Annotated in this window: 23 protein-coding genes; 13 read left to right on the top strand and 10 right to left on the bottom strand. The window is 68.0% G+C overall.

Going from position 1 to position 21661, the window contains the following annotated elements; all coding sequences use genetic code 11:
* On the top strand, positions 1–791 hold a 791-nt coding region (locus tag AC1DYN_RS03020; RefSeq protein ID WP_477957623.1), incomplete at its 5' end, for a (2Fe-2S)-binding protein.
* Positions 784–1944: an NAD(P)/FAD-dependent oxidoreductase gene (locus tag AC1DYN_RS03015; protein WP_477957622.1), complete on the top strand. Its 1161-nt coding sequence runs from the start codon at positions 784–786 to the stop codon at positions 1942–1944. The genes AC1DYN_RS03020 and AC1DYN_RS03015, both read left to right, overlap by 8 nt.
* Here AC1DYN_RS03015 and AC1DYN_RS03010 read toward each other — a convergent pair.
* Positions 1926–2276 carry a cupin domain-containing protein gene (locus AC1DYN_RS03010; RefSeq protein WP_477957621.1) on the bottom strand — a complete coding sequence of 117 codons (351 nt, stop codon included), beginning with the start codon at positions 2274–2276 and terminating at the stop codon, positions 1926–1928. The two genes, AC1DYN_RS03015 and AC1DYN_RS03010, sit on opposite strands and share 19 nt — an antisense overlap.
* 177 nt (positions 2277–2453) lie before the next feature.
* Between AC1DYN_RS03010 and AC1DYN_RS03005 the strand changes: the two genes are divergently transcribed.
* Genes AC1DYN_RS03005 through AC1DYN_RS02995 form a run of 3 tightly spaced genes read left to right on the top strand, consistent with a single transcriptional unit; the run spans position 2454 to position 4718 of the window.
* Positions 2454–2840 carry a helix-turn-helix domain-containing protein gene (locus AC1DYN_RS03005; protein ID WP_477957620.1) on the top strand — a complete coding sequence of 129 codons (387 nt, stop codon included), beginning with the start codon at positions 2454–2456 and terminating at the stop codon, positions 2838–2840.
* A gap of 14 nt (positions 2841–2854) precedes the next feature.
* Entirely contained in the window at positions 2855–3553 is a 699-nt protein-coding gene (locus AC1DYN_RS03000) for an HAD-IA family hydrolase (RefSeq protein ID WP_477957619.1), read from the top strand.
* Complete coding sequence (locus tag AC1DYN_RS02995; protein ID WP_477957618.1) at positions 3540–4718, top strand: amidohydrolase; 1179 nt, start codon at positions 3540–3542, stop codon at positions 4716–4718. The genes AC1DYN_RS03000 and AC1DYN_RS02995 overlap by 14 nt, the downstream gene beginning before the upstream one ends.
* Here the strand turns inward: AC1DYN_RS02995 and AC1DYN_RS02990 are convergent.
* The 9 genes from AC1DYN_RS02990 to AC1DYN_RS02950 form a co-directional block, all read right to left on the bottom strand.
* Positions 4698–4988 (bottom strand): VapC50 family PIN domain-containing toxin, encoded by a 291-nt coding sequence (locus AC1DYN_RS02990; RefSeq protein WP_477957617.1) that lies wholly within the window; start codon positions 4986–4988, stop codon positions 4698–4700. The genes AC1DYN_RS02995 and AC1DYN_RS02990 overlap by 21 nt on opposite strands.
* 324 nt (positions 4989–5312) lie before the next feature.
* Positions 5313–6032, bottom strand: coding sequence for a helix-turn-helix domain-containing protein (locus AC1DYN_RS02985; RefSeq protein ID WP_477957616.1), 720 nt, complete (start codon positions 6030–6032; stop codon positions 5313–5315).
* 132 nt (positions 6033–6164) lie between these two features.
* Positions 6165–6986: a peptidylprolyl isomerase gene (locus AC1DYN_RS02980; RefSeq protein WP_477957615.1), complete on the bottom strand. Its 822-nt coding sequence runs from the start codon at positions 6984–6986 to the stop codon at positions 6165–6167.
* A gap of 100 nt (positions 6987–7086) precedes the next feature.
* Complete coding sequence (locus AC1DYN_RS02975; RefSeq protein WP_477957614.1) at positions 7087–7353, bottom strand: BolA family protein; 267 nt, start codon at positions 7351–7353, stop codon at positions 7087–7089.
* Positions 7353–8012, bottom strand: a complete 660-nt coding sequence (locus tag AC1DYN_RS02970) for a septation protein A (RefSeq protein WP_477957613.1) — start codon at positions 8010–8012, stop codon at positions 7353–7355. Before AC1DYN_RS02970 ends, AC1DYN_RS02975 begins: the two co-directional genes overlap by 1 nt.
* A gap of 26 nt (positions 8013–8038) precedes the next feature.
* On the bottom strand, positions 8039–8458 hold the full coding sequence (gene msrB, locus AC1DYN_RS02965) for a peptide-methionine (R)-S-oxide reductase MsrB (protein WP_477957612.1): 420 nt from the start codon (positions 8456–8458) through the stop codon (positions 8039–8041).
* Positions 8455–9957: a protein adenylyltransferase SelO gene (locus AC1DYN_RS02960; protein ID WP_477957611.1), complete on the bottom strand. Its 1503-nt coding sequence runs from the start codon at positions 9955–9957 to the stop codon at positions 8455–8457. The genes msrB and AC1DYN_RS02960 overlap by 4 nt, the downstream gene beginning before the upstream one ends.
* A gap of 443 nt (positions 9958–10400) precedes the next feature.
* Entirely contained in the window at positions 10401–10700 is a 300-nt protein-coding gene (locus AC1DYN_RS02955) for an addiction module antidote protein (RefSeq protein ID WP_477957610.1), read from the bottom strand.
* A 2-nt stretch (positions 10701–10702) separates the two neighbouring features.
* A complete protein-coding gene (locus AC1DYN_RS02950) occupies positions 10703–10999 on the bottom strand; it encodes a type II toxin-antitoxin system RelE/ParE family toxin (RefSeq protein ID WP_477957609.1) in 297 nt (98 codons plus the stop codon).
* A 135-nt stretch (positions 11000–11134) separates the two neighbouring features.
* Between AC1DYN_RS02950 and AC1DYN_RS02945 the strand changes: the two genes are divergently transcribed.
* The 8 genes from AC1DYN_RS02945 to AC1DYN_RS02910 all read left to right on the top strand — a co-directional run bounded on the left by AC1DYN_RS02945 (position 11135) and on the right by AC1DYN_RS02910 (position 21402).
* Complete coding sequence (locus AC1DYN_RS02945) at positions 11135–12781, top strand: 3-(methylthio)propionyl-CoA ligase (protein ID WP_477957608.1); 1647 nt, start codon at positions 11135–11137, stop codon at positions 12779–12781.
* Between the two features lie 174 nt (positions 12782–12955).
* Positions 12956–14203 carry a branched-chain amino acid ABC transporter substrate-binding protein gene (locus tag AC1DYN_RS02940; RefSeq protein WP_477957607.1) on the top strand — a complete coding sequence of 416 codons (1248 nt, stop codon included), beginning with the start codon at positions 12956–12958 and terminating at the stop codon, positions 14201–14203.
* Positions 14204–14273: 70 nt separating this feature from the next.
* Entirely contained in the window at positions 14274–15221 is a 948-nt protein-coding gene (locus tag AC1DYN_RS02935) for a branched-chain amino acid ABC transporter permease (protein WP_477957606.1), read from the top strand.
* Positions 15218–16525 carry a branched-chain amino acid ABC transporter permease gene (locus AC1DYN_RS02930; protein ID WP_477957605.1) on the top strand — a complete coding sequence of 436 codons (1308 nt, stop codon included), beginning with the start codon at positions 15218–15220 and terminating at the stop codon, positions 16523–16525. Before AC1DYN_RS02935 ends, AC1DYN_RS02930 begins: the two co-directional genes overlap by 4 nt.
* Positions 16522–17304 carry an ABC transporter ATP-binding protein gene (locus tag AC1DYN_RS02925; RefSeq protein WP_477957604.1) on the top strand — a complete coding sequence of 261 codons (783 nt, stop codon included), beginning with the start codon at positions 16522–16524 and terminating at the stop codon, positions 17302–17304. Before AC1DYN_RS02930 ends, AC1DYN_RS02925 begins: the two co-directional genes overlap by 4 nt.
* 4 nt (positions 17305–17308) lie before the next feature.
* On the top strand, positions 17309–18004 hold the full coding sequence (locus tag AC1DYN_RS02920; protein WP_477957603.1) for an ABC transporter ATP-binding protein: 696 nt from the start codon (positions 17309–17311) through the stop codon (positions 18002–18004).
* 112 nt (positions 18005–18116) lie between these two features.
* Positions 18117–20210, top strand: a complete 2094-nt coding sequence (locus AC1DYN_RS02915; protein WP_477957602.1) for a 3-hydroxyacyl-CoA dehydrogenase NAD-binding domain-containing protein — start codon at positions 18117–18119, stop codon at positions 20208–20210.
* 16 nt (positions 20211–20226) lie between these two features.
* Complete coding sequence (locus tag AC1DYN_RS02910; protein ID WP_477957601.1) at positions 20227–21402, top strand: acetyl-CoA C-acyltransferase; 1176 nt, start codon at positions 20227–20229, stop codon at positions 21400–21402.
* The last annotated feature ends 259 nt before the right edge of the window (positions 21403–21661 follow it).

The following is a 21661-nucleotide window of genomic DNA, read 5'->3' as shown; positions in this document are numbered from 1 at the left end:
GCGCAGCCCTGGTGGCCGGGCTGCGGCGCGCCGGCGTTGCGGTGTTGAACGGCGTGCTGCCGTTGCGCATCGACGGCACCGCCGCAGGCGGCGTGTCGGGCGTCGTGGTGCGCGATGCCCGCGGCGCCGAGCGCCGTTTCGCGGCCGATGCCGTCGCGCTGGGCTGGCACCTGCGCGCGGAGACGCAGCTGGCCGACCTGGCGCGCTGCGAGTTCGAGTTCGAGCCCCTGAGTCGCCAGTGGCTGCCGCGCATCGACGACTGTGGGCGCGTCAGCACGCCCGGCGTGTACCTGGCCGGTGACGGTGCCCGCATCCTCGGGGCCGATGGCGCCGAGTCGGCCGGCCGGCTGGCCGCGCTGGCCGCCCTGCATGACCTGGGGCATGCGCGTGGCCGCGCGCTGTTCGCGGCCGAACAGGACGGCCTGAAGCGCAGGCTGGCGACGATGGACGGCTTCCGCGAGGGGCTGGCGCGGGCCTTCCCGTGGCCGCATGCGCACGCGGCGGGCTTGCCCGATGACGCGGTGGTCTGCCGCTGCGAGGCCATCACGGCCGGCGAACTGCGCCGCAGCGTGCTGGAACTGGGCAGCCAGGAGCTGAACCGGGCCAAGGCCTTCAGCCGGGTCGGCATGGGCCGCTGCCAGGGGCGCTACTGCGGCCATGCGGCGGCCGAGGTCGTCGCCGCGAGCGCGCGGATCCCGGTCGAGAGGATCGGCCGGCTGCGCGGGCAGGCGCCGGTGAAGCCGCTGCTGATGAACACGCAGGAGGTCGGCGATGGGGGCTGCGATGACTGAAGCCTTGCGCAGCGACGTGCTGATCGTCGGTGGCGGACTGATGGGCGCGACGACCGCGCTGTTCCTGCGCCGCCAGCACGGCCTGGACGTGCGCCTGCTGGAGCGCGAGCTGATCGGCCGCCAGGCGAGCGGCACCAACTTCGGCAACGTGCGCCGGCAAGGCCGCGCGCTCGAGCAGATCCCGCTCGCCAACCGCGCCCGCGCGGTGTGGGGCCGGGTCAACGAGCTGCTGGGCGAAGACCTGGAGTTCGTGCCCTACGGCCACCTGCGCGTCTGCTACACGCACCAGCAGGCGGCCAGGCTGGAGCAGCACGTGCGCGAGGTGCAGCCGCTCGGCCTGGAGCTGCAGATGTTCAGCGCTGCGGCGCTGCGCGAGCGCTGGGGCATCTTCAGCGACGCGGTGGTGGCGGGCTCGCTGTCGCCGCTGGACGGCCACGCCAACCCGCGCCTGGCCGGCCCGGCCTTCGCGCGCGCGGCGCAGCGGGCCGGCGCGCACATCCACGAGCACAGCGAGGTGGTGCAGGTCGAGCGCGAGGGCGGCGATTTCGTCGCGCACACGGTCGACGGGCGGCGCTACCGTGCGGCACAGCTGCTGGTGACCACCGGCGCGTGGTCGGCGCACTTTGCGCAGGCTTTCGGCGAGCCGGTGCCGCTGGATGTGCGCGGCCCGCAGATGGGCGTGACCGAACCCTTGCCGTACGCGATCGGGCCGTCGATCGGCGTGTCGACACCGATCGAGACCGAGGGCTTGTACTTCCGGCAGATCGCGCGCGGCAACATCGTCTTCGGCGGCGGGCTCAAGGGCCCGGCGTCGTGCGACCCGGTGCGGGCCGAGGTGCTGCCCGGCAACACGCTGCGCCAGTTGCGCGAACTGCGCCGTTTCGTGCCGGCGTTCGAGAACGTTCAGCTGATCCGCGTCTGGAGCGGCATCGAGGGCTACACCGGCGACGCGGTGCCGGTGCTGGGCCCGAGCGCGCGCGTGCCGGGGCTGCACTATGCCTTCGGCTTCAACGGCGAGGKCTTCGCGATCAGCCCGGGCGTCGGCGAGGTGATGGCCGAGTTGCTGGCGACGGGGCGCACGTCGACGCCGATCGAGGCCTTCTCGATCGGGCGCTTCGCGGATGCACGGCAGGATCAGGCCATCACGACGTAGACCTTGCGCAAAGTCTCGGTGATGTGCCAGACGCCGGTCGTGCGGGCCGGGAAGAACAGCGTGTCGCCGGCGCGGATCTGCTGCGCCTGGCCGCCCGTCGGCGTGAAGCTGCAGGCGCCCGACAGGATGTGCATCACCTCCGCTTCGGCGAGCTGGCGTTCGAAGCGCCCGGGCGTGCATTCCCACAGGCCGCTGCGGTTGCCGCCCGCGCCCGCCAGTTCGACGGCGAGGCCGGCGGTCGTGCACGCGGGTTCGGACAGCGGGCGCGCGACCGGGCCTTCGTCCTGCAGGCCGGACAGCGTGGCGGATTGGCGAAGGATCTGGATCGTCATGGCGGGGATTCCGTGGAGTCAAAGACGCGCAGCCTAGCCAGCCGGCCTGCGTGCCGATAGGACGCCCTTGTCGTACCGCAGGATCTGCGCGGTGGGTGGTACACAACGCAATTCGCTGCTGCGGCGCGCGCGCTTTACGGTGCCGCGCGCAGCGCAGGCGCTTTTAAGCTGCGAGGCATGTGCAGCCTTCCGAACGACCCCGCCGCGCAGACGCCGCTGCGCCGCCGGACGCACTCGATGGCGCCGGTGCTCGCCTACATCGACGCCCACCTGGCCGAGCCGCTGTCGCTCGAAGGGCTGGCCGCGCTCACCGGCTTGAGCGTGTGGCGCTTCGCGACCGTGTTCCGCCAATGCGTGGGCATGGCGCCCCATCGCTATGTGAACGTGCAGCGCGTGCGGCACGCCCAGGCCCTGCTGCGCCAGGGTGCGACGCTGGCCGGCGCGGCCAACGCGGCCGGCTTCTGCGACCAGAGCCACCTGTCGCGCCGCTTCAAGCGCGAGTGCGGGATGACGCCGGGGCAGTACCAGTCGCGACAGTTTTCCCTCTCCGCTTTCAACCCCTGACCGAACGAACCACCATGTCTTTGCAGAACTTCAAGGTCCTCACCTTCGACGTCGTCGGCACGCTGATCGACTTCGAGGGCGGGATGCTGCGCTACCTGCGCCAGGCCGTGCCCGGCGCCTCGGTGTCGGACGACGCCTTCCTCGCCGCCTACCGCCGGGCCCGTGCGAACGGCGATGCGGGCTGGTATCCGGACGACCTGGTGCGCGTGTGGCATGCGATCGCGCCCGGGCTCGGCCTGCCCGATTCCGCCGCGCTGGCCGAGGGCCTGCGCGACTCGGTGGCAGTGTGGCCGGCGTTTGCCGACTCGGTGGCGGCGCTGAAGCGGCTGCGCGAGCGCTTCAAGCTGGTGGCGATGACGAATGCGCAGCGCTGGGCGCTGTCGCATTTCGAGAAAACGCTGGACATGCCTTTCGACGACAGCGTGAGCTGCGACGACGCGCTGTGCGAGAAACCCGATCCGCAGTTCTTCGCATTTGCGCGCGGACGCCTCAGCACCCGCGGATTCACGCGGGCCGACAACCTGCACGTGGCGCAGAGCCAGTACCACGACATCGGGGTGGCCCGGCGCCTGGGTCTCGCGATCTGCTGGATCGAGCGGCGCCACGGCCAGCCCGGCTTCGGCGGCACGCTGGAGGTCAAGGAGCTGACCCGGCCCGACTACCACTTCCACACGCTGGCCCAGCTGGCCGATGCGGTCGATGCCGGGACCTGACGAGGTCGCCGACCTGCTGCCGGCCCTGCGGGCGCTGCGGCACGACCTGCATGCGAACCCGGAGCTCGCGTTCAACGAGCATCGCACCGCGGGCATCGTGGCGTCGGCGCTGCGCGAGCTGGGCCTGGAGGTGCATGAGGGCGTGGGCGGCACCGGCGTGGTCGGCGTGCTGCGCCATGGTCCAGGGCGCAGCGTGGCCTTGCGTGCCGACATGGATGCGTTGCCGATGGCGGAGCGCAGCGACCTGGCCCATGCCAGCAAGGTGGCGGGCGTGCACCACGGCTGCGGCCACGACGGCCACACCGCGATGCTGCTGGGGGCGGCACGCCAGCTGGCGCGCAGCAGGCGCTTCGCCGGCACGGTCCACTTCGTGTTCCAGCCGGCAGAAGAAGGGCATGGCGGTGCGCGCGCGATGGTCCGGGATGGCTTGTTCGAGCGTTTCCCGAGCGATGCGGTGTACGCCCTGCACAACTGGCCCGACCTGCCGCTGGGCCAGGCGCAGACGCGGGCCGGGCCGATCATGGCCGCCGCGGACCGCTTCGACATCCTCGTGCGCGGCCGCGGCGGGCATGCGGCCCAGCCGCAGCAGACGCCGGACGCCATCCTGGCGGCCAGCCAGCTGGTGACGCAGCTCAACACCATCGTGGCGCGGCGCATCGATCCGCGCGAGTCGGCGGTGCTGTCGGTCACGCGCATCGAGGGCGGGCATTCGCACAACGTGCTGCCGGCGCAGGTGGCCATCACCGGCACGGTCCGCAGCTTCGACCCGGCGACGCAGGACCGCATCGAGGCGGCACTGCGCTCGGTCGCGCAAGGCGTGGCGCTGGCCAGCGAGACGGCGGTCGAGGTGAGCTACACGCGCTACTACCCGGCCACGATCAACAGCGCGGCCGAGGCCGGGACGGCGCTGGCGGCGGCCACGGCCTGCGGGCTGCAGGCCGAGGTGGCGCCGCGGCCGGCCTTCACGTCGGAGGATTTCGCGTTCATGCTGCAGGCGCGGCCCGGGGCCTACCTGTGGCTGGGGCAGGGCAGCGCCGGGCCGGGCGACAGGCCGTCGCATCCGCTGCATCACCCGTGCTATGACTTCAACGATGCGGCGCTGCCGCTGGGGATCGGCTGGTTCGTGGCCGTTGCGGAGCGCGAGCTACCCGTGAAATGGTCCTAGGGCGCTTCTGGCGCGTTTCTTCATCGGAACGACTTTCCATTTCTTTGCGAGTGCATCCACGAGCGTCCTGGTTCCGTGCGTCTCCAGTGCGGCCAGAAGTTCGCCTCGTGTGTATGGTGGGTCCGTCAAGTCCTTGATGGCGTTCAGGACAGCCTGTTCCGCCTGAGCCGGTTGCGCGGCGTAGACCGCATCGAGGAAAGCGCCGGCCTTGAGAACGGTGACGCCCAGTGCCGCCACAGACCGTGTATCGGATGCCGTTCTCTTCGTCATGGTCAGCGTACTGTCGAAGAGTCAGAGCCGCTGCGGCGACGTGGCGGTCCTTGGCGTCCACCTTGTCCGGCACGAGCGCGAGCGCAGTGGCCGTTGCGGACACCTCCCACTCCGGACACCTCTTCTTCATCGCACCCAGGCGTTTCAACGTCGCCGTCTCGCTGAAACCAAAGGCTCCCTGCATGTTGCGCAGGTATTCCTTGTCGATCTCCGCGGTCCAATGGGCGGCAAACAACCGTTCCCCCCGCAAGTCCATCAGGACATCGGAGAGCCGCAGCGGCATCAGGACGCAGGTGTCGAGAACCACCAGCGTATCGTCGACATTCACGTCTTGGCAGGGTGGGGGGTACGTCGAGTCTGGCGCGTCGGCGTGGCCGAGCGTCGGGCTGCTTTGACGAAGGCCTCATCGCTGTAGGCGTACATGCCTGCCGCCGCGGCGGCCTCACGCGGAGTCGCCGCTCCTGCAGTCGCGTTGCGCTGTGCAAGCCTGTAGGCGTCGACGGCAGATTGGCGAACGCGGCGGTGGCCTCCTTCGGTCTTCGTGACTTCGCCCAGTTTGCCGCTGTCGCACAGCATGGAGACGTACGGGCGGCTCATGCCCAACTGCGTGGCGACGTCGGCGGTCTTGAGGAGGGGGTCTGCATCGTCGCCGACGACTGCAAGCGGCTTGTTCGTCGGGATGGACGCAGCGCCATTCCCCATCTCGATGTCGAGGAGCCTGTTGGCCAAGGCCAGCCGAAGCTGCTTGCCTTGCGCTGTCATGGCACTCAGCGATGCACCCAGCGCTGCGGCAACGACGTGTTTCAGCGCATCGCCGAGTTCGGCCATGGGCTGCCCACGTTTTGCCGCCGCGGCACCGCTCACCGTGACCTGCAGGCCATCGACACGCAAGGCCGTACCGCCGTTGCGTGTCGAGACCAGCGTGACGTGATGGACCAAAGCCTCCTGGACAGCATCGACGAGCGGCTCGAGGGAGTCATCAAGGTCCGACCGAGGGGGAGGCTGAAGTGGTTTGGCGGGGCGGGGCAGGCCGGTGGGTGTCATGCGGATCTCTCCGGGTGCGCACTGGCAGTGTAGCGGTGACTCGAAAAATTCGCAAAACTCGAATAGAGAAGATTTCACGGAGCCATGAAAAAAGGGCGCCCGCAGGCGCCCTTCGTTGAAGCCCGACCGGCTTCAGTTCGTCGAGAACTTGTAGTCCGTCTTCGACTTCGCGCGGATCTCGTCGCGGAACTTCGCGAGCTTCGCCTGGCCCAGGCGCTGCAGGATCTGCGGCTTCACTTCCTCGAGCGGCGGGAACTGCGCGTCGCGCGTGTCCTCGAGCTTGATGATGTGGTAGCCGAACTGCGTCTTGACCGGCTCTTGCGTCATCTCACCCTTCTTCAGCTTGATCATCGCCTGCGAGAACTCGGGCACGTACGAACCCGGGTTGGCCCAGTCGAGGTCGCCGCCGTTCTCGCCCGATCCCGGGTCCTTCGAGTTCTTCTTCGCCAGGTCCTCGAACTTCGCGCCGCCCTTGATCTGGGCGATCAGCGCCTTCGCGTCTTCTTCCTTCTCGACCAGGATGTGGCGGGCGTGGTATTCGGTGCCGCTCGCCTGCGCCTTGAACTTGTCGTACTCGGCCTGGACGTCGGCGTCCAGCACCGGGTTCTTCTTCTGGTAGTCGTTGAACAGCTCGCGGATCAGGATGCTCTGGCGGGCCAGTTCGAGCTGCTGCTTGTAGTCGGCGCTGTTGGTCAGGCCGCGCTTCTCGGCTTCCTGCATGAACATCTCGCGCAGCACCACCTCGTCGCGCACCTGCGCTTCGAGTTCGGGCGTGCGCGGCTGCGAGCCTTGCTGGCCGGGGCGGGTCGCCTGCGTCAGCAACGCATCGACGCGCGACTTCGGCACGGGCTTGCCGTTGACGATCGCCACGTTCTGGGCCATCGCCGCCGGCACGAGCAGGGCAGCACTGATCACCAGCAGCGAAGCGTGGCGGGCAAGGGTCGACTTCTTCATGGGCTTGGGGCCTTTCAACGGGGAATCTAGGGGGAACGCCGTGCGGGCAGGTGGGGCTGCGGTGCCGGGGGTGGAACACACCGCGGCGGACTTCATCCGTTCAGCTTTCACCCGGCGCGCGGGCCTCGATGGCCAGGGCGTGTATGCCGCGCGGAATCAAGGTTCGAAGGGCATCATATACGAGGCGGTGCCGCTTCAGACGTGACAGATCGTTGAACTGCGCGCTGACCACCTGCACGCTGAAATGCCGGCCTTCGCGCGCGCCCGCATGGCCGGCATGCAGGTGGCTGTCGTCGGTGACGGCCAGGCTGGCCGGCTGCAGCGCCTCGCGCAGCGCCAGCTCGATCTCCTGCGAACTGACGGCCATCAGCCCTGCTCCTTGCCCGGTGCGGCGGCGGCCTTGGCCTCGTCCTCGTCGGGCAGGAAGCGGCTCAGGTACACGCCCTGCGCCAGCATGAACACCACCATCAGCCCGGTCGCGCCGAACACCTTGAAGGTGGCCCAGGTCGATTGCGTGAAGCTGTAGGCCACGTAGAGGTTCAGCAGGCCCATCAGGCCGAAGAATGCGACCCATGCGAAATTCAGGCGTTGCCAGACCTGCGGCGGCAGCGTCAGCTGCTCGCCCATCAGGGTCTGGGGGATGTTCTTGCCGAGCACCGCCTGGCTGAACCAGAACGACAGGCCCATCGCCCAGTACAGCACGCTGGGCTTCCACATGATGAAGGTGGCGTTGTGGAACCAGATCGTCGCGCCGCCCAGCACCACCACCAGCGCCAGCGTGACCCACAGCATCGTGTGCACCTTGCGGCGCAGCAGCTTCATCGTGACCACCTGCAGCAGCGTCGCGGCGATCACCACCAGCGTGGCCAGCAGCACCGCCGCCTCGTTCGGCCCGACCGTGCCGCCCGAGACCAGGAAGCCGAAATGCTCGCTCGCGAACGCGGCAGCCGCATCCTTGTTGGCATCGGCGAACTTGAAGGTGCCGAAGAACAGCAGCAGCGGCAGGAAATCGAGCAGGAGGGTCATCAGGGGCGCGGTCGGCAAGGACCGGGTTACGGCTTGGGGGCGAAGTCTATCGCCGCCGAGTTGATGCAGAAGCGCTCGCCGGTCGGCTCGGGGCCGTCCTCGAACACGTGGCCCAGGTGCGAGCCGCAGTTGTTGCAGCGCACCTCGACCCGCACCATGCCGTGGCTGCGGTCGACCACGCGCTCGATCACCTCGCTGTTGATCGGCTCCCAGTAGCTGGGCCAGCCGCAGCCGGCGTCGAACTTGGTGTCGGATGCAAAGAGCGGCGTGCCGCATCCGACACAGTTGTAGCGGCCGTCCTGGAAGTGATCCCAGTACTTGCCGGTGAAGGCGCGCTCGGTGGCCGCGTGGCGCGCCACCTCGTACTGCATCGGGCTCAGCTGGGCGCGCCACTCGGCGTCCGTCTTGCTGACCTTGTAGTCCTTGTCGTCGTCGCTGGAATTCATGATGAACACGACACCTCGATGTGTTGCGCCCAGTCGGGCGGGAAGTCCGCGTACGCGGCATGCTCGGGCTGTTCGTCGAAGGGCGCCGACAGGACTTTCAGCAGCCGGCCCACCTCGGCGAAGTCGCCCCCCCGGGCCTCGCGGATCGCCGTCTCGGCCAGGTGGTTGCGAAGCACGTACTTGGGGTTGACCCGGTTCATCCGCAAGGCACGCTCGCCGTCGGCGCTGGCTTCGTCCCGCAAACGCCGCGCATAGTTCCCCGCCCAGGCGTCGAAGGCCTCACGGTCGATGAAGAGGTCGCGCAGCGCGTCGTTCGCCGCCCCGTCGCGGCTGTCGAAGCCGGCCAGGCGGCGGAAGGTGATGCTGAAGTCGGCGCGGTCGGCGGCCATGCGCTGCAGCAGGCCCTCGACCAGTGCGCGGTCGCCATCGCGCTCGGTGGCCAGGCCCAGCTTGGCGCGCATGCGCGCATCCAGCGCGGCGGCGAACCCGGTCTTGTAGGGCTCCAGCGCCTCGAGGGCCTCGTCGGGGTCCGCGATCAGCGGCAGCAGCGCCTGCGCCAGCGCATGCAGGTTCCAGAACGCCACGTTGGGCTGGCGCGCATAGGCGTAGCGGCCCTGGTGGTCGGAATGGTTGCAGACGTGGCCGGGGTCGAAGGCATCGAGGAAGCCGTACGGGCCGTAGTCGATGGTCAGGCCCAGGATCGACATGTTGTCGGTGTTCATCACGCCGTGGCAGAAGCCCACCGCCTGCCAGTCGGCCATCAGCCGCGCGGTGCGGCGCGCCACGGCCTCGAGCAGCGCCACCGCCGGCTGCGGCGCATCGCGGCATTCCGGGCAGGCGGTGTCGATCACGAAATCGACCAGCCGGCGCAGCGCGTCGACGCTCGGCTCGGTGTGCGCGAAGTGCTCGAAGTGGCCGAAGCGGATGAATGACGGCGCGACGCGCGTCACGATGGCGGCGGTCTCGACTTCCTCGCGCCGCACCGGCAGCGCCGAGCCGGTGATGCACAGCGCGCGGGTGGTCGGCACGCCCAGCGCATGCATCGCCTCCGAGGCCAGGAACTCGCGGATCGACGAGCGCAGCACCGCGCGGCCGTCGCCCATGCGGGAGTAGGGCGTGAGGCCCGAGCCCTTCAGCTGGATCTCCATCGGCCCTTGCGGCGTGGCCAGTTCGCCCAGCCACAGCGCACGCCCGTCGCCCAGTTGGCCGGCCCAGACGCCGAACTGGTGGCCGCTGTAGACGCTGGCCAGCGGCTGCAGCGGTGCCTGCGCCAGGTTGCCGCTCAGGGCGGCCAGCACGCGCGGGTCGGAAGGCTGCGCGCCGCCCTCCGGCAGGCCGAGCGCGCGGGCGCAGTCCTCGCTCCAGGCCACCCAGTGCGGGTCGGGCAGGCCCTGCGGCGGCAGCTCGGTGAAGAAGCTGTCGCCCAGCGCGGCAAAACGGTTCGGCCAGTCGCCGCCCAGCAGGGGAGCGGTCAGCGCCGCGCTCAACAAAGCACTCATAGGGACAAAAGTGTAACGAACAGGACGAGCCGAGCGCTCCGGATGGGTAAGGGCGGGGCCGATGACAACGTTGCCAACCGGGCTTCTCCCCTCGAGGGTGCGTATCGGGTGCGTGTCGGACGCCAGCCCGGCGGCCTCACACGCTGACACCAATCGAACGAACTGATTCGTGTGCGCCCGCCCGTGCCGGGGCTGGCGGCTGGTTCAATCCTGCCTTGCGTGGAACCGATTCCACATTGCCTGCACGACGGCCAGGGCAGTGCCAGCCGCGACCGATTCAAGTCGATGAACTGCGATGACCGTCAGAGGCTGGTCGAGTTCGTGCGCTCTTTGTAGACCGGGGCCTCGAGGGGAACCTTCCCCGAGAGGCTTGGGCGGGCGGCGTGCAAACGTCGCCCGCTTTTTTTTGCTCATTGTTTTCCTGTCCATCCTTGTTCCCCACCTCAAGCCGGTTGTGCTGTCAATCGCACGCCCAACGCGCGCGTCACTTTCAGGATGGTGTCGAAGCGCGGCTTCGCGCCCGGGGACAAGGCCTTGTAAAGGCTCTCCCGACCGAGGCCTGTGTCCTTGGCAACTTGCGCCATGCCACGGGCCCTCGCCACGTCGGCAAGCGCCAGCAGAAGCAGATCAGCATCATCGGCCTCCAGGATGGCGGTGAGGTATTCCGCGACGGCTGCGTCGTCGGTCAGGTAGCGTGCGGCGTCGAACGGAACCAGCTTGCCAAGCTTCTTCGTGGTGCTCATGGCTACAACTCCAGTTGGCCCAGGATGCGTTTTGCGCGTTGAATGTCCCGCGTTTGCGTTGACTTGTCTCCGCCGGCGAGCATGACGATCAGGACGTTCTTGCGCCGGGTGAAATACAGACGGTATCCCGGACCCACGTCCACGCGCATTTCCGATACCTCGTCGCCAACGGTCTTCCAATCTCCCAGATTGCCACTCTCGGCCTGCCGAAGACGCGCTGCAATGCGAATCTGGCCGCGCCGGTCGGGCAGCGCATCGAGCCAGTCCTGAAACTCCTGCGTCAATCGAACCGAGAGCATTCACCAAAATGTATCCATTTGGATACTGTTGGTCAAGCTTTGATCTCGGGCCCTAGGGTAAACAGCCAGCGCTGGTTCAGGGCGGCGTTTCTATCATTTCGCCATCCTGACCACGTTTTCACCCGGGAGAAGACCATGCCACGCCTGATGGGCCAGATKATGCAGATGCCCTTGCTGATCTCCTCGCTGGCGGTGCATGCGGCGCGCCATGCGGCCGACACCGAGGTCGTCTCCAAGCGCTGCGAAGGCGACATCCACCGCAGCACCTGGAAGGACATCGAGTTGCGCTCGCGCAAGCTGGCGCAGGCGCTGGCCCGCCTGGGCTGCGAAGGCGGCGACCGCGTCGCGACGCTGGCCTGGAACGGCTACCGGCACCTGGAGATCTACTACGGCAGCTCCGGCTCGGGCCTCGTGTGCCACACCATCAACCCGCGCCTGTTTCCCGAGCAGATCGCGTGGATCGCCAACGATGCGCAGGACGCCGTGCTGTGCTTCGACCTGAATTTCCTGCCGCTGGTCGAGAAGCTCGCGCCGCAGCTGGCGCAGGTGAAGCACTTCGTCCTGATGACCGACCGCGCGCACATGCCGCCGGCCTCTACGCTGCCGCGCCTGCAGTGCTACGAAGAGCTCGTCGAGGCCGAGGACGGCGACTACGCCTGGCCGCAGTTCGACGAGAACACCGCGTCGAGCATCTGCTACACCTCGGGCACCACCGGCCACCCGAAGGGCGCCGTCTACAGCCACCGCTCGACGCTGCTGCATGCGATGGCGGCGGCGCTGCCCGACGCGATGGGCTGCTCGGGCGCCGACACGATCCTGCCGGTGGTGCCGATGTTCCACGTTAACGCCTGGGGCCTGCCGTACGCCTGCGCGCTGGTCGGCGCCAAGCTGGTGATGCCCGGGCCGCACCTGGACGGCAAGTCGCTGTACGAGCTGTTCGAGGCCGAGCAGGTCACCTTCAGCGCCGGCGTGCCCACCGTCTGGCTGGGGCTCCTGAACCACGTGAAGCAGAACGGGCTGAAGTTCAGCAGCTTCCGCCGCACCGTGATCGGCGGTTCGGCCTGCCCGCCGTCGATGATGCGGGCCCTGGAAAACGAGCATGGCGTCGAGGTGATCCATGCCTGGGGCATGACCGAGATGTCGCCGCTGGGCACGCTGGCCAAGCTGAAGGGCAAGCACCGGGGCCTGGACGACGAGGCCCGCCACCGGCTGCTGGAGACCCAGGGCCGGGTGGTCTGCGGCGTCGACATGCTGATCCTGGACGACGACAAGCGGCCGCTGCCCTGGGACGGCAAGTCGTCGGGCAACCTGGTGGTACGCGGGCCCTGGGTCATCCGCAGCTACTTCGGGCACGAGGCGTCGCCGCTGGTCGAGGTCGACGGCCAGGCGTGGTTCCCGACCGGCGACGTCGCGACGATCAACCCTGACGGCTTCATGCAGATCACCGACCGCAGCAAGGACGTCATCAAGTCCGGCGGCGAATGGATCAGCTCGATCGAGCTGGAGAACCTGGCGATGGGGCACCCCGGCGTGCACGAGGCGGCGGTGATCGCCTGCGCGCACCCGAAGTGGGACGAGCGCCCGCTGCTGGTGGTGGTGCGCAAGCCGGGCGTCGCGGTCGACGCGAAGGAGCTGCTGGGCTGGTTCGAGGGCCGCATCGCGAAGTGGCAGATCCCGGACGACGTCGCCTTCGTCGACGAGATCCCGCACACCGCGACCGGCAAGATGCTGAAGATGCGGCTGCGCGAGCAATTCAAAGGCTACAGGCTGCCGACTGCGTAGCCCGGATGCCAATCCGGGTCGGTGGTGGATCCCCGGGTTGTCACCCGGGCTACCTTCCGCTGTGCAGAAACGACTGTCCCACGCGCGACACGGTGTGTGGGGTAGTCCCTCAAACAGTCATCTACCTGCTTCCATTACCGTTCACGGCTGTCGCAATCACCTCGCGAGGAAGCCATGGAATTCACCAAGAAGCTGTTCGGCCTGTCGGCGGTGGCGGTGCTTTCGCTGCATGCCGGCGTCGCCTTCGCGCAGGCCGGCGAGACCGTCAAGATCGCCTGGATCGACCCGCTGTCCGGCCCGTTCGCGAGCCTGGGCGCGAACCAGCTGAAGAGCTTCCAGTTCATGGCCGAGCGCATCAGCGGCAAGAAGAACCCGGCCGGCGTCACCTTCGAGGTGGTCGGCTTCGACAACAAGGCCTCGCCGCAGGAAAGCCTGAACGTGCTGAAGGCCGCCATCGACCAGGGCTTCCGCTACGTGACCCAGGGCAACGGCTCGGGCGCCGCGGCCGCCATCATCGATGCCGTGGCCAAGCACAACGAGCGCAACCCGGGCAAGGAGATCGTGTTCCTGAACCACTCCGCGGTCGACCCGGACCTGACCAACAGCAAGTGCAACTACTGGCACTTCCGCTTCGACGCCGACACCTCGATGAAGATGGAGGCGATGACCACCTACATGAAGGACCAGCCGTCCATCAAGAAGGTGTACCTGATCAACCAGAACTACGCGCACGGCCAGCAGGTCTCGAAGTTCGCGAAGGAGACGCTGGCGCGCAAGCGGCCCGACATCCAGATCGTCGGCGACGACCTGACGCCGCTCGGCCAGGTGAAGGATTTCTCGCCTTACGWCGCGAAGATCAAGCAAAGCGGCGCCGACACCGTGATCACCGGCAACTGGAGCCAGGACCTGACGCTGCTGATCAAGGCCGCCAAGGACGCCGGCCTGGACGTCAACTTCTACACCTACTACGCCAGCGTGATCGGCACGCCCACCGCGATCGGCGCGGCCGGCGAGGGCAAGGTCAAGATGATCGCCTACGCCCACCACAACATCCCCGGCGACATCGCCGCGGTCGGCGAGGAGTTCAACAAGAAGTTCAAGGAAGACTTCTTCACCACCGACATCTACAACATCTTCACGATGCTGCCGGCCGCGATGGCCAAGGCCAAGAGCACCGACCCGGTCAAGGTGGCGGCGGCGATGGAAGGCCTCACCGTCAAGGGCTTCAGCGGCGACATCACGATGCGCGCCACCGACCACCAGATGCAGCAGGGCCTGTACCTGAGCACCTGGCGCAAGGTCGACGCGAAGAACAAGTACAACGTCGAGGGCACGGGCTACACCTTCGTGCCCGACAAGTTCTACGAATCCTACGTGTCGAGCACGCCGACCTCGTGCCAGATGAAGCGCCCCGGCGCCTGAGCGCAGGCCGATGACAATCCCGCGGCGGCCGCCCCGGTTGCCGCGGGATTTTTGACATCTCCGGGACCCCATGGAGTTCTTCACCACATCGCTGTTGAACGGCATCAGCTACGGGCTGCTGCTGTTCATGCTCAGTTCGGGCCTGACGCTGATCTTCAGCATGATGGGCGTGCTGAACTTCGCGCACGCCAGCTTCTACATGCTGGGCGCCTATTTCGCGTACACGACCACGCTGTTCGTCGGCTTCTGGCCGTCGCTGGTGATCGCGCCGCTGCTGACCGGCGTGGTCGGCGCGCTGTTCGAGCGCTTCTGCCTGCGCCGCGTGCACAAGTTCGGCCACGTGGCCGAGCTGCTGATCACCTTCGGGCTGTCGTTCGTGATCCTCGAGCTGGTGCAGCTGACCTGGGGCCGCTCGGCCGTCGACTACCGCGTGCCGGCGATGCTCGACGGCCCGCTCTTCACGCTGTACGGCACGCAGTTCCCGCTGTACCGCGCCTTCATGATGGGGGTGGCGCTGCTGATGCTGCTGTCGGTGTGGCTGCTGCTGTCGCGCACCCGCGTCGGCCTGGTGATCCAGTCGGCGTTGACGCACCCCGAGATGGCCGAGGCGCTGGGCCACAACGTGCCGCTGGTCTTCATGGGGGTGTTCGGCGGCGGCGCGGCACTGGCCGGGCTGGCCGGCGTGATCGGCGGCAATGCCTACGTGACCGAGCCGACCATGGCCGGCGCGGTCGGGCCGATCATCTTCGTGGTGGTGGTGGTCGGCGGCATGGGCTCGCTGGCCGGTGCCTTCGTCGCGTCGCTGCTGATCGGGCTGATCCAGACCTTCGCGGTGGCGCTCGACCAGTCCGCGCTCGGCGCGCTGCAGTGGGCCGGCATGGCGGTCACGCCCGAGACCTTCGGCTACCCGCTGCTGAAACTGAAGATCTCGCAGGTGGCGCCGATCCTGCCCTACCTGCTGCTGGTGCTGATGCTGATCTTCCGCCCCAAGGGCCTGATGGGGACGCGCGAAGGATGAGCTCCGTGCTGACGCGGCCGCAGGCCGTCCATTTCAAGCCCTGGAACGTCGGCCGCTGGGTCGTGTGGGGCGCGTTCGCGCTGCTGCTGCTGGTGGCGCCGCTGGTCTTCACCAGCGGCCTGGCGATGACGATGCTGTCGCAGATGGGCTACATGATCATCATCTGCCTCAGCTACAACCTGCTGCTGGGGCAGGGCGGCATGCTGAGCTTCGGCCATGCGGTCTACGTCGGCCTGGGTGCGTTCTTCGCGATCCATGCGATGAACCTGATCGGCGCCGGCCGGCTTCCGTTGCCGATGAGCCTGGTGCCGCTGGCCGGCGGCCTGGCCGGGGCGGGCGTCGCGGCGCTGCTGGGCTGGGTCACCACCAAGAAGTCGGCCAACACCTTCGCGATGATCACGCTGGGCGTCGGCGAGCTGGTCGCGTCGATGGCGCTGATGTTCCCCGAGTTCTTCGGCGGCGAGGGCGGCGTCAGCTCGAACCGCGTCGTCGGCAAGGCGGTGGCGGGCATCACCTTCGGGCCGCAGGTGCAGGTCTACTACCTGATCGCGATCTACTGCTTCGTCTGCACCGGCGCGCTGTATGCGCTGACGCGCACGCCGCTCGGCCGCATGCTCAACGCCGTGCGCGACAACCCGGAGCGCGTCGAGTTCGTCGGCTACAACACGCAGGTGGTGCGCTACCTGGCGTTCGTCATCGCCGGCTTCTTCGCCGGCATCGGCGGCGGGCTGACGGCGCTGAACTTCGAGATCGTCACGGCCGATTCAGTGGGCGGCTTCCGCTCGGGCAGCTACCTGCTGTTCACCTTCCTCGGCGGCGCGTTCTTCTTCTTCGGGCCGATCATCGGTGCGGTGCTGCTGGTGCTGGCCTTCGTGCTGTTCTCCGAGATCACGAAGGCCTGGCAGATCTACCTGGGCCTGGTCTTCATGTTCATGGTGATGTTCGCGCCCGGCGGCATCTCGAGCCTGATCATGATGAACCTGCGCGTGGCCGCCTTCGGCAAGCTGCGCCGGCTCGGCAGCTCGTACCTGGCGCTGGGCGGCACCGGCGCGGTGGCGCTGGCCGGCGCGGCGGCGATCGTCGAGATGATCTACCACCTGCAGCTCAACTCGGCGCTCGGGCCCACCGTGCGCTTCATGGGCGGCACGCTGAACGTGCAAGGGCTGGACAGCTGGTTCGGCGCGCTGTTCGTGATGGCGATCGGCATCGCGATGTTCGAGGTGGCGCGGCGCGAGTTCAAGCGCCAGTGGGACCAGACGCAGCAGGAGATCGAGAAAGAGATCAAGCGAAGGGAAGCCTTGTGAGCAGCTATCCCTTTGCGCTGGAACTCGATGACGTCCGCAAGAGCTTCGGCAAGACCGAGATCATCCGCGGTGCCTCGCTGCAGGTGAAGCCGGGCGAGCGCGTCGCGATCATCGGCCCCAACGGCGCCGGCAAGTCGACGCTGTTCAACCTGGTCAGCGGGCGTTTCGGCGTCAGCAGCGGGCAGATCCGGCTGAACGGGCAATCGATCGCCGGATTGAAGCCGTACGAGATCAACCGCCTGGGCCTGGCGCGCAGCTTCCAGGTGTCGAACCTGTTCACGCGGCTGTCGGTGTTCGAGAACATCCGCTGCGCGGTGCTGTGGGCGATGGGCTACCGCTACGCGTTCTGGAAGTTCCTGGCCGACCTGCGCGATGCCAACGACCGCGCCGACGAGGTGCTGCGCATGATCAAGCTCGACAAGAAGCGCGACGTGCTGGCGATGAACCTGACCTATGCCGAACAGCGCGCGCTGGAGATCGGCATCACCATCGCCGGCGGCGCCAGCGTGATCCTGCTCGACGAGCCGACCGCCGGCATGAGCAAGAGCGAGACGACGCGCTTCATCCAGCTGATCCGCGAGGTGACGGAGGGCAAGACGCTGCTGACGGTGGAGCACGACATGGGCGTGGTGTTCGGCCTGGCCGACAAGATCGCGGTGCTGGTGTATGGCGAGGTGATCGCGTTCGACGTGCCGGAGGCGGTGCGCGCGAACGCGAAGGTGCAGGAGGCCTACCTCGGCTCCGTCCTCGCGGCGCATGGCCACGCTCAAGAGGCCTGATGCGATGCTGAAGCTCGACAACCTGCATGCGTTCTACGGCAAGAGCCACGTGCTGCACGGCGTGACGCTGGACGTGCAGCCGGGCGAGATCGTCAGCCTTCTGGGCCGCAACGGCTCGGGGCGCTCGACCACGGTGAAGGCGATCATGGGCCTGGTGGACGGCAAGGGCTCGGTGCGCTGGCGCGAGCGCGRGCTGCTCGGGTTGAAGGCCTTCGAGATCGCGCACGCCGGCATCGGCTACGTGCCGGAGAACCGCGACATCTTCCCCAAGCTCACCGTGCACCAGAACCTGATGCTGGGTGAGAAGCGCCGCAAGGGCAAGCCGCGCTGGTCCTACGACGACATGTACGCGATGTTCCCGCGGCTGAAGGAGCGCCAGCACACCGAGGCCGGCGTGCTGTCCGGGGGCGAACAGCAGATGCTGACGCTGTGCCGCACCTTGATGGGCGACCCCGACCTGATCATGATCGACGAGCCCACCGAGGGCCTGGCGCCGAAGATCGTCGAGCAGGTGGCCCAGTACCTGGGCGAGCTGAAGCGGCGGGGCGTGTCGGTGCTGCTGGTCGAGCAGAAGCTGACGATCGCGCTGGAGATCTCGCAGCGCTGCTACGTGATGGGCCACGGCAGGATAGTCTTCGAAGGCAGCCCGGCCGACCTGCGGTGCAACGCCTATATTCGCAAGGAATGGCTCGAGGTGTAGCCGGATGCCAATCCGGGCCCTTTGTCGCTGACGAGACATCACCCCGCCACGATTCCTTCCTAGAATCGAACGATCGTTCTATTTCCAACCTCTCCACCCCGGAGGACATCGCATGAGCGCCACCTACGAACTTCGCGGCCCCGTTGCCGTGATCACGCTCGACAACCCTCCTGTCAACGGCCTCGGCTACGACACGCGCAAGGGCATCACCGACGGGCTCGACAAGGCCCAGGCCGACGGCAAGGTCAAGGCCATCGTGATCACCGGGGCCGGCAAGGCCTTCTCCGGTGGGGCCGACATCCGCGAGTTCGGCTCGCCCAAGGCGGTGCAGGAGCCGAACCTGCTCAGCGTGATCCTCGCGCTGGAGGCCTGCACCAAGCCGGTGGTGGCCGCGATCCACACGGTGTGCATGGGCGGCGGGCTCGAGCTCTCGCTCGGCTGCCACTACCGCGTGGCCGCGCCCGGCACGCAGGTCGCGCTGCCCGAGGTGAAGCTGGGGCTGGTGCCCGGCGCCGGCGGCACGCAGCGGCTGCCGCGCGTGATCGGCGTCGAGAACGCGCTGAACATGATCGTCAGCGGCGAGCCGGTCAAGAGCGAACTGCTCGCGATGGCGCCCGGCCAGAAGCTGTTCGACAAGATGATCGATGGCGACCTGCTGGCCGGTGCCTGCGCCTTCGCCACCGAGGTCGCGGGCCTGCGGCCCTTGCCGCTGGTGCGAAACCTGAAGGCCGAGCACCCGAACCCCGACGCCTTCTTCCAGTTCGCGCGCAACACCGTCGGCGCGATGTCGCGCAACTTCCCGGCGCCGCTGCAGTGCGTCGAGACCGTTGCCGCATCGGTCTACAAGAAGTTCGATGACGGCATGAAGCAGGAGCGCGAGGCCTTCATCGCGCTGATGATGACGCCCGAGAGCCGCGCGCTGCGCCATGCCTTCATGGCCGAGCGCGCCACCACCAAGATCCCCGACGTGCCGGCCGACACGCCGGTGCGCGACGTGAAGAAGCTCGCCGTCATCGGCGCCGGCACCATGGGCGGCGGCATCGCGATGAACTTCCTGAACGCCGGCATCCCGGTCGTGATCCTGGAGATGAAGCAGGAGGCGCTGGACAAGGGCGTCGCGATCATCCGCAAGAACTACGACGCGCAGGTCAAGAAGGGCAAGCTGAAGCAGGACAAGCTCGACGCCCGCATGGCGCTGCTCAGCACGACGCTGAACTATGCCGACCTGAAGGACGCCGACATGGTGATCGAGGCGGTGTTCGAGGACATCGGCGTGAAGGAGCAGGTCTTCAAGACGCTGGACGAGGTGATGAAGCCGGGCGCGATCCTGGCGAGCAACACCTCGACGCTCGACCTGAACAGGATCGCGTCGTTCACCAAGCGCCCGCAGGACGTGATCGGCACGCACTTCTTCAGCCCGGCCAACGTGATGAAGCTGCTGGAGGTGGTGCGCGGCGAGAAGACCGCGAAGGATGTGCTGGCCACCGTGATGGCGCTGGGCAAGAAGATCAAGAAGACCTGCGTCGTCTCGGGCGTGTGCGACGGCTTCATCGGCAACCGCATGATCGAGCAGTACTCGCGCCAGGCCGGCTTCCTGCTGGAAGAGGGCTGCACGCCGCAGCAGGTGGACAAGGCGGTCGAGAAGTTCGGCTTCGCGATGGGCCCGTTCCGCATGGGCGACCTGGYCGGCAACGACGTCGGCTGGTACATCCGCAAGCGCCGCTACCTGGAGAAGCCCGACCTGCGCTACAGCAAGACCGCCGACCTGCTGTGCGAGATGGGCCGCTTCGGCCAGAAGACCGGCGCCGGCTGGTACGACTACGTGCCGGGCAAGCGCGACGCGATCCCGAGCGCGCTGGTCGACGGCATGATCGAGAAGCACCGCGCCGAACTGGGCATCCAGCCGCGCAAGATCGGCGACGACGAGATCGTGCACCGGCTGGTGTATGCGCTGGTCAACGAGGGCGCGAAGATCGTCGAGGAAGGCATCGCGCTGCGGGCGAGCGACATCGACATGGTCTACCTGACCGGCTACGGCTTCCCGCTGCACCGCGGCGGGCCGATGTGCTACGCCGACACGGTGGGGCTGTTCAACGTGGCTGCGGCGATGAAGCGCTTCGCGCAGAACCCGCACGACGACGCGCAGTTCTGGCAACCGGCGCCGCTGCTGGCGCGCCTGGCCGCCGAAGGCAAGACTTTCTCCTGATCAGGGGCACACCACCATGACCAATGCAGTGATCGTTTCCACCGCCCGCACGCCCCTGGCCAAGAGCTGGAAGGGTGCCTTCAACATGACGCACGGCGCGACGCTGGGCGGCCACGCCGTCAAGGCGGCGGTCGAACGCGCCGGCATCGCGCCGGCCGAGGTCGACGACGTCCTCATGGGCTGCGCAACGCCCGAGGGCGCGACCGGCAGCAACATCGCGCGCCAGGTGGCGTTGCGCGCCGGGCTGCCCATCACGACCAGCGGCGTCACCGTGAACCGCTTCTGCTCGAGCGGCCTGCAGACCATCGCGATGGCCGCGCAGCGCATCATCGCCGGCGAGGGCGACGTGTACGTGGCCGGCGGCGTCGAGAGCATCTCGTGCGTGCAGAACGAGGCCAACAAGCACATGATCGTCGACCCCTGGCTGCGCGAGCACAAGCCGGAGATCTACTGGAACATGCTGCAGACCGCCGAGCAGGTGGCCAAGCGCTACAAGATCGGGCGCGACCGCATGGACGCCTACGGCGCGGCGAGCCAGCAGAAGGCCTGCGCGGCGCAGGATGCCGGCAAGTTCACCGACGAGATCGCGCCGATCACGGTGATCGCCGGCGTGGCCGATCCGGTGATGGGGCTGCGCAGCAAGGAGGTGACGGTCAGCGTCGACGAGGGGCTGCGCTACGGCACGACGGTCGAGAGCATCTCGGGCATCAAGCCGGCGATCCCGGGTGGCGTGATCGCGGCCGGCAATGCGAGCCAGTTCAGCGATGGCGGCGGCGCCTGCGTCGTGATGAGCGAGACGCTGGCGCAGCAGCGCAACCTGAAGCCGCTGGGGCGGTTTCTCGGCTTCGCGGTGGCGGGCTGCGAGCCCGACGAGATGGGCATCGGGCCGGTGTTCGCGGTGCCCAAGGTGCTGAAGCGCCTGGGCCTCACGGTGCAGGACATCGACCTGTGGGAATTGAACGAGGCGTTCGCGGTGCAGGTGCTGTATTGCGCCGACACGCTGGGGATTCCGATGGACCGGCTGAACGTCAATGGCGGGGCGATCGCGGTCGGGCATCCGTACGGCGTCAGCGGGCAGCGGCTGACGGGGCATGCGCTGATCGAGGGCAAGCGGCGTGGTGCCAAGCGAGTGTGCGTGACGATGTGCATCGGCGGGGGGATGGGCGCGGCTGGTGTCTTCGAGGTGCTGTGAGTTGTGTCTTTTGCGCGGCAAAGGCGCGGGTGGGCAGGCTGGGGCGCGCCGGATGGGGCGGTCCTCGCCCCGGCGGGCGATGACTCCCCTGCGCTGTCTGCTTTCAAGGCCCGTCGCCGAAACTCCCGCCGCTCGCTGCGCTCGCTGTGGTCAAACAGTCGGCGACAAGTCAGTTTCACGAAGCGTGCTGGCGCACGCGGGCCTTGAAAGCAGCCAGCTCCGGCGCCCCACCCTGCCCACCCGCGCCTTTGCAACCACC

The sequence above is a fragment of the Rhizobacter sp. P2_D12 genome (assembly GCF_056404395.1).
This window is presented reverse-complemented; position numbering and strand designations above follow the sequence as displayed.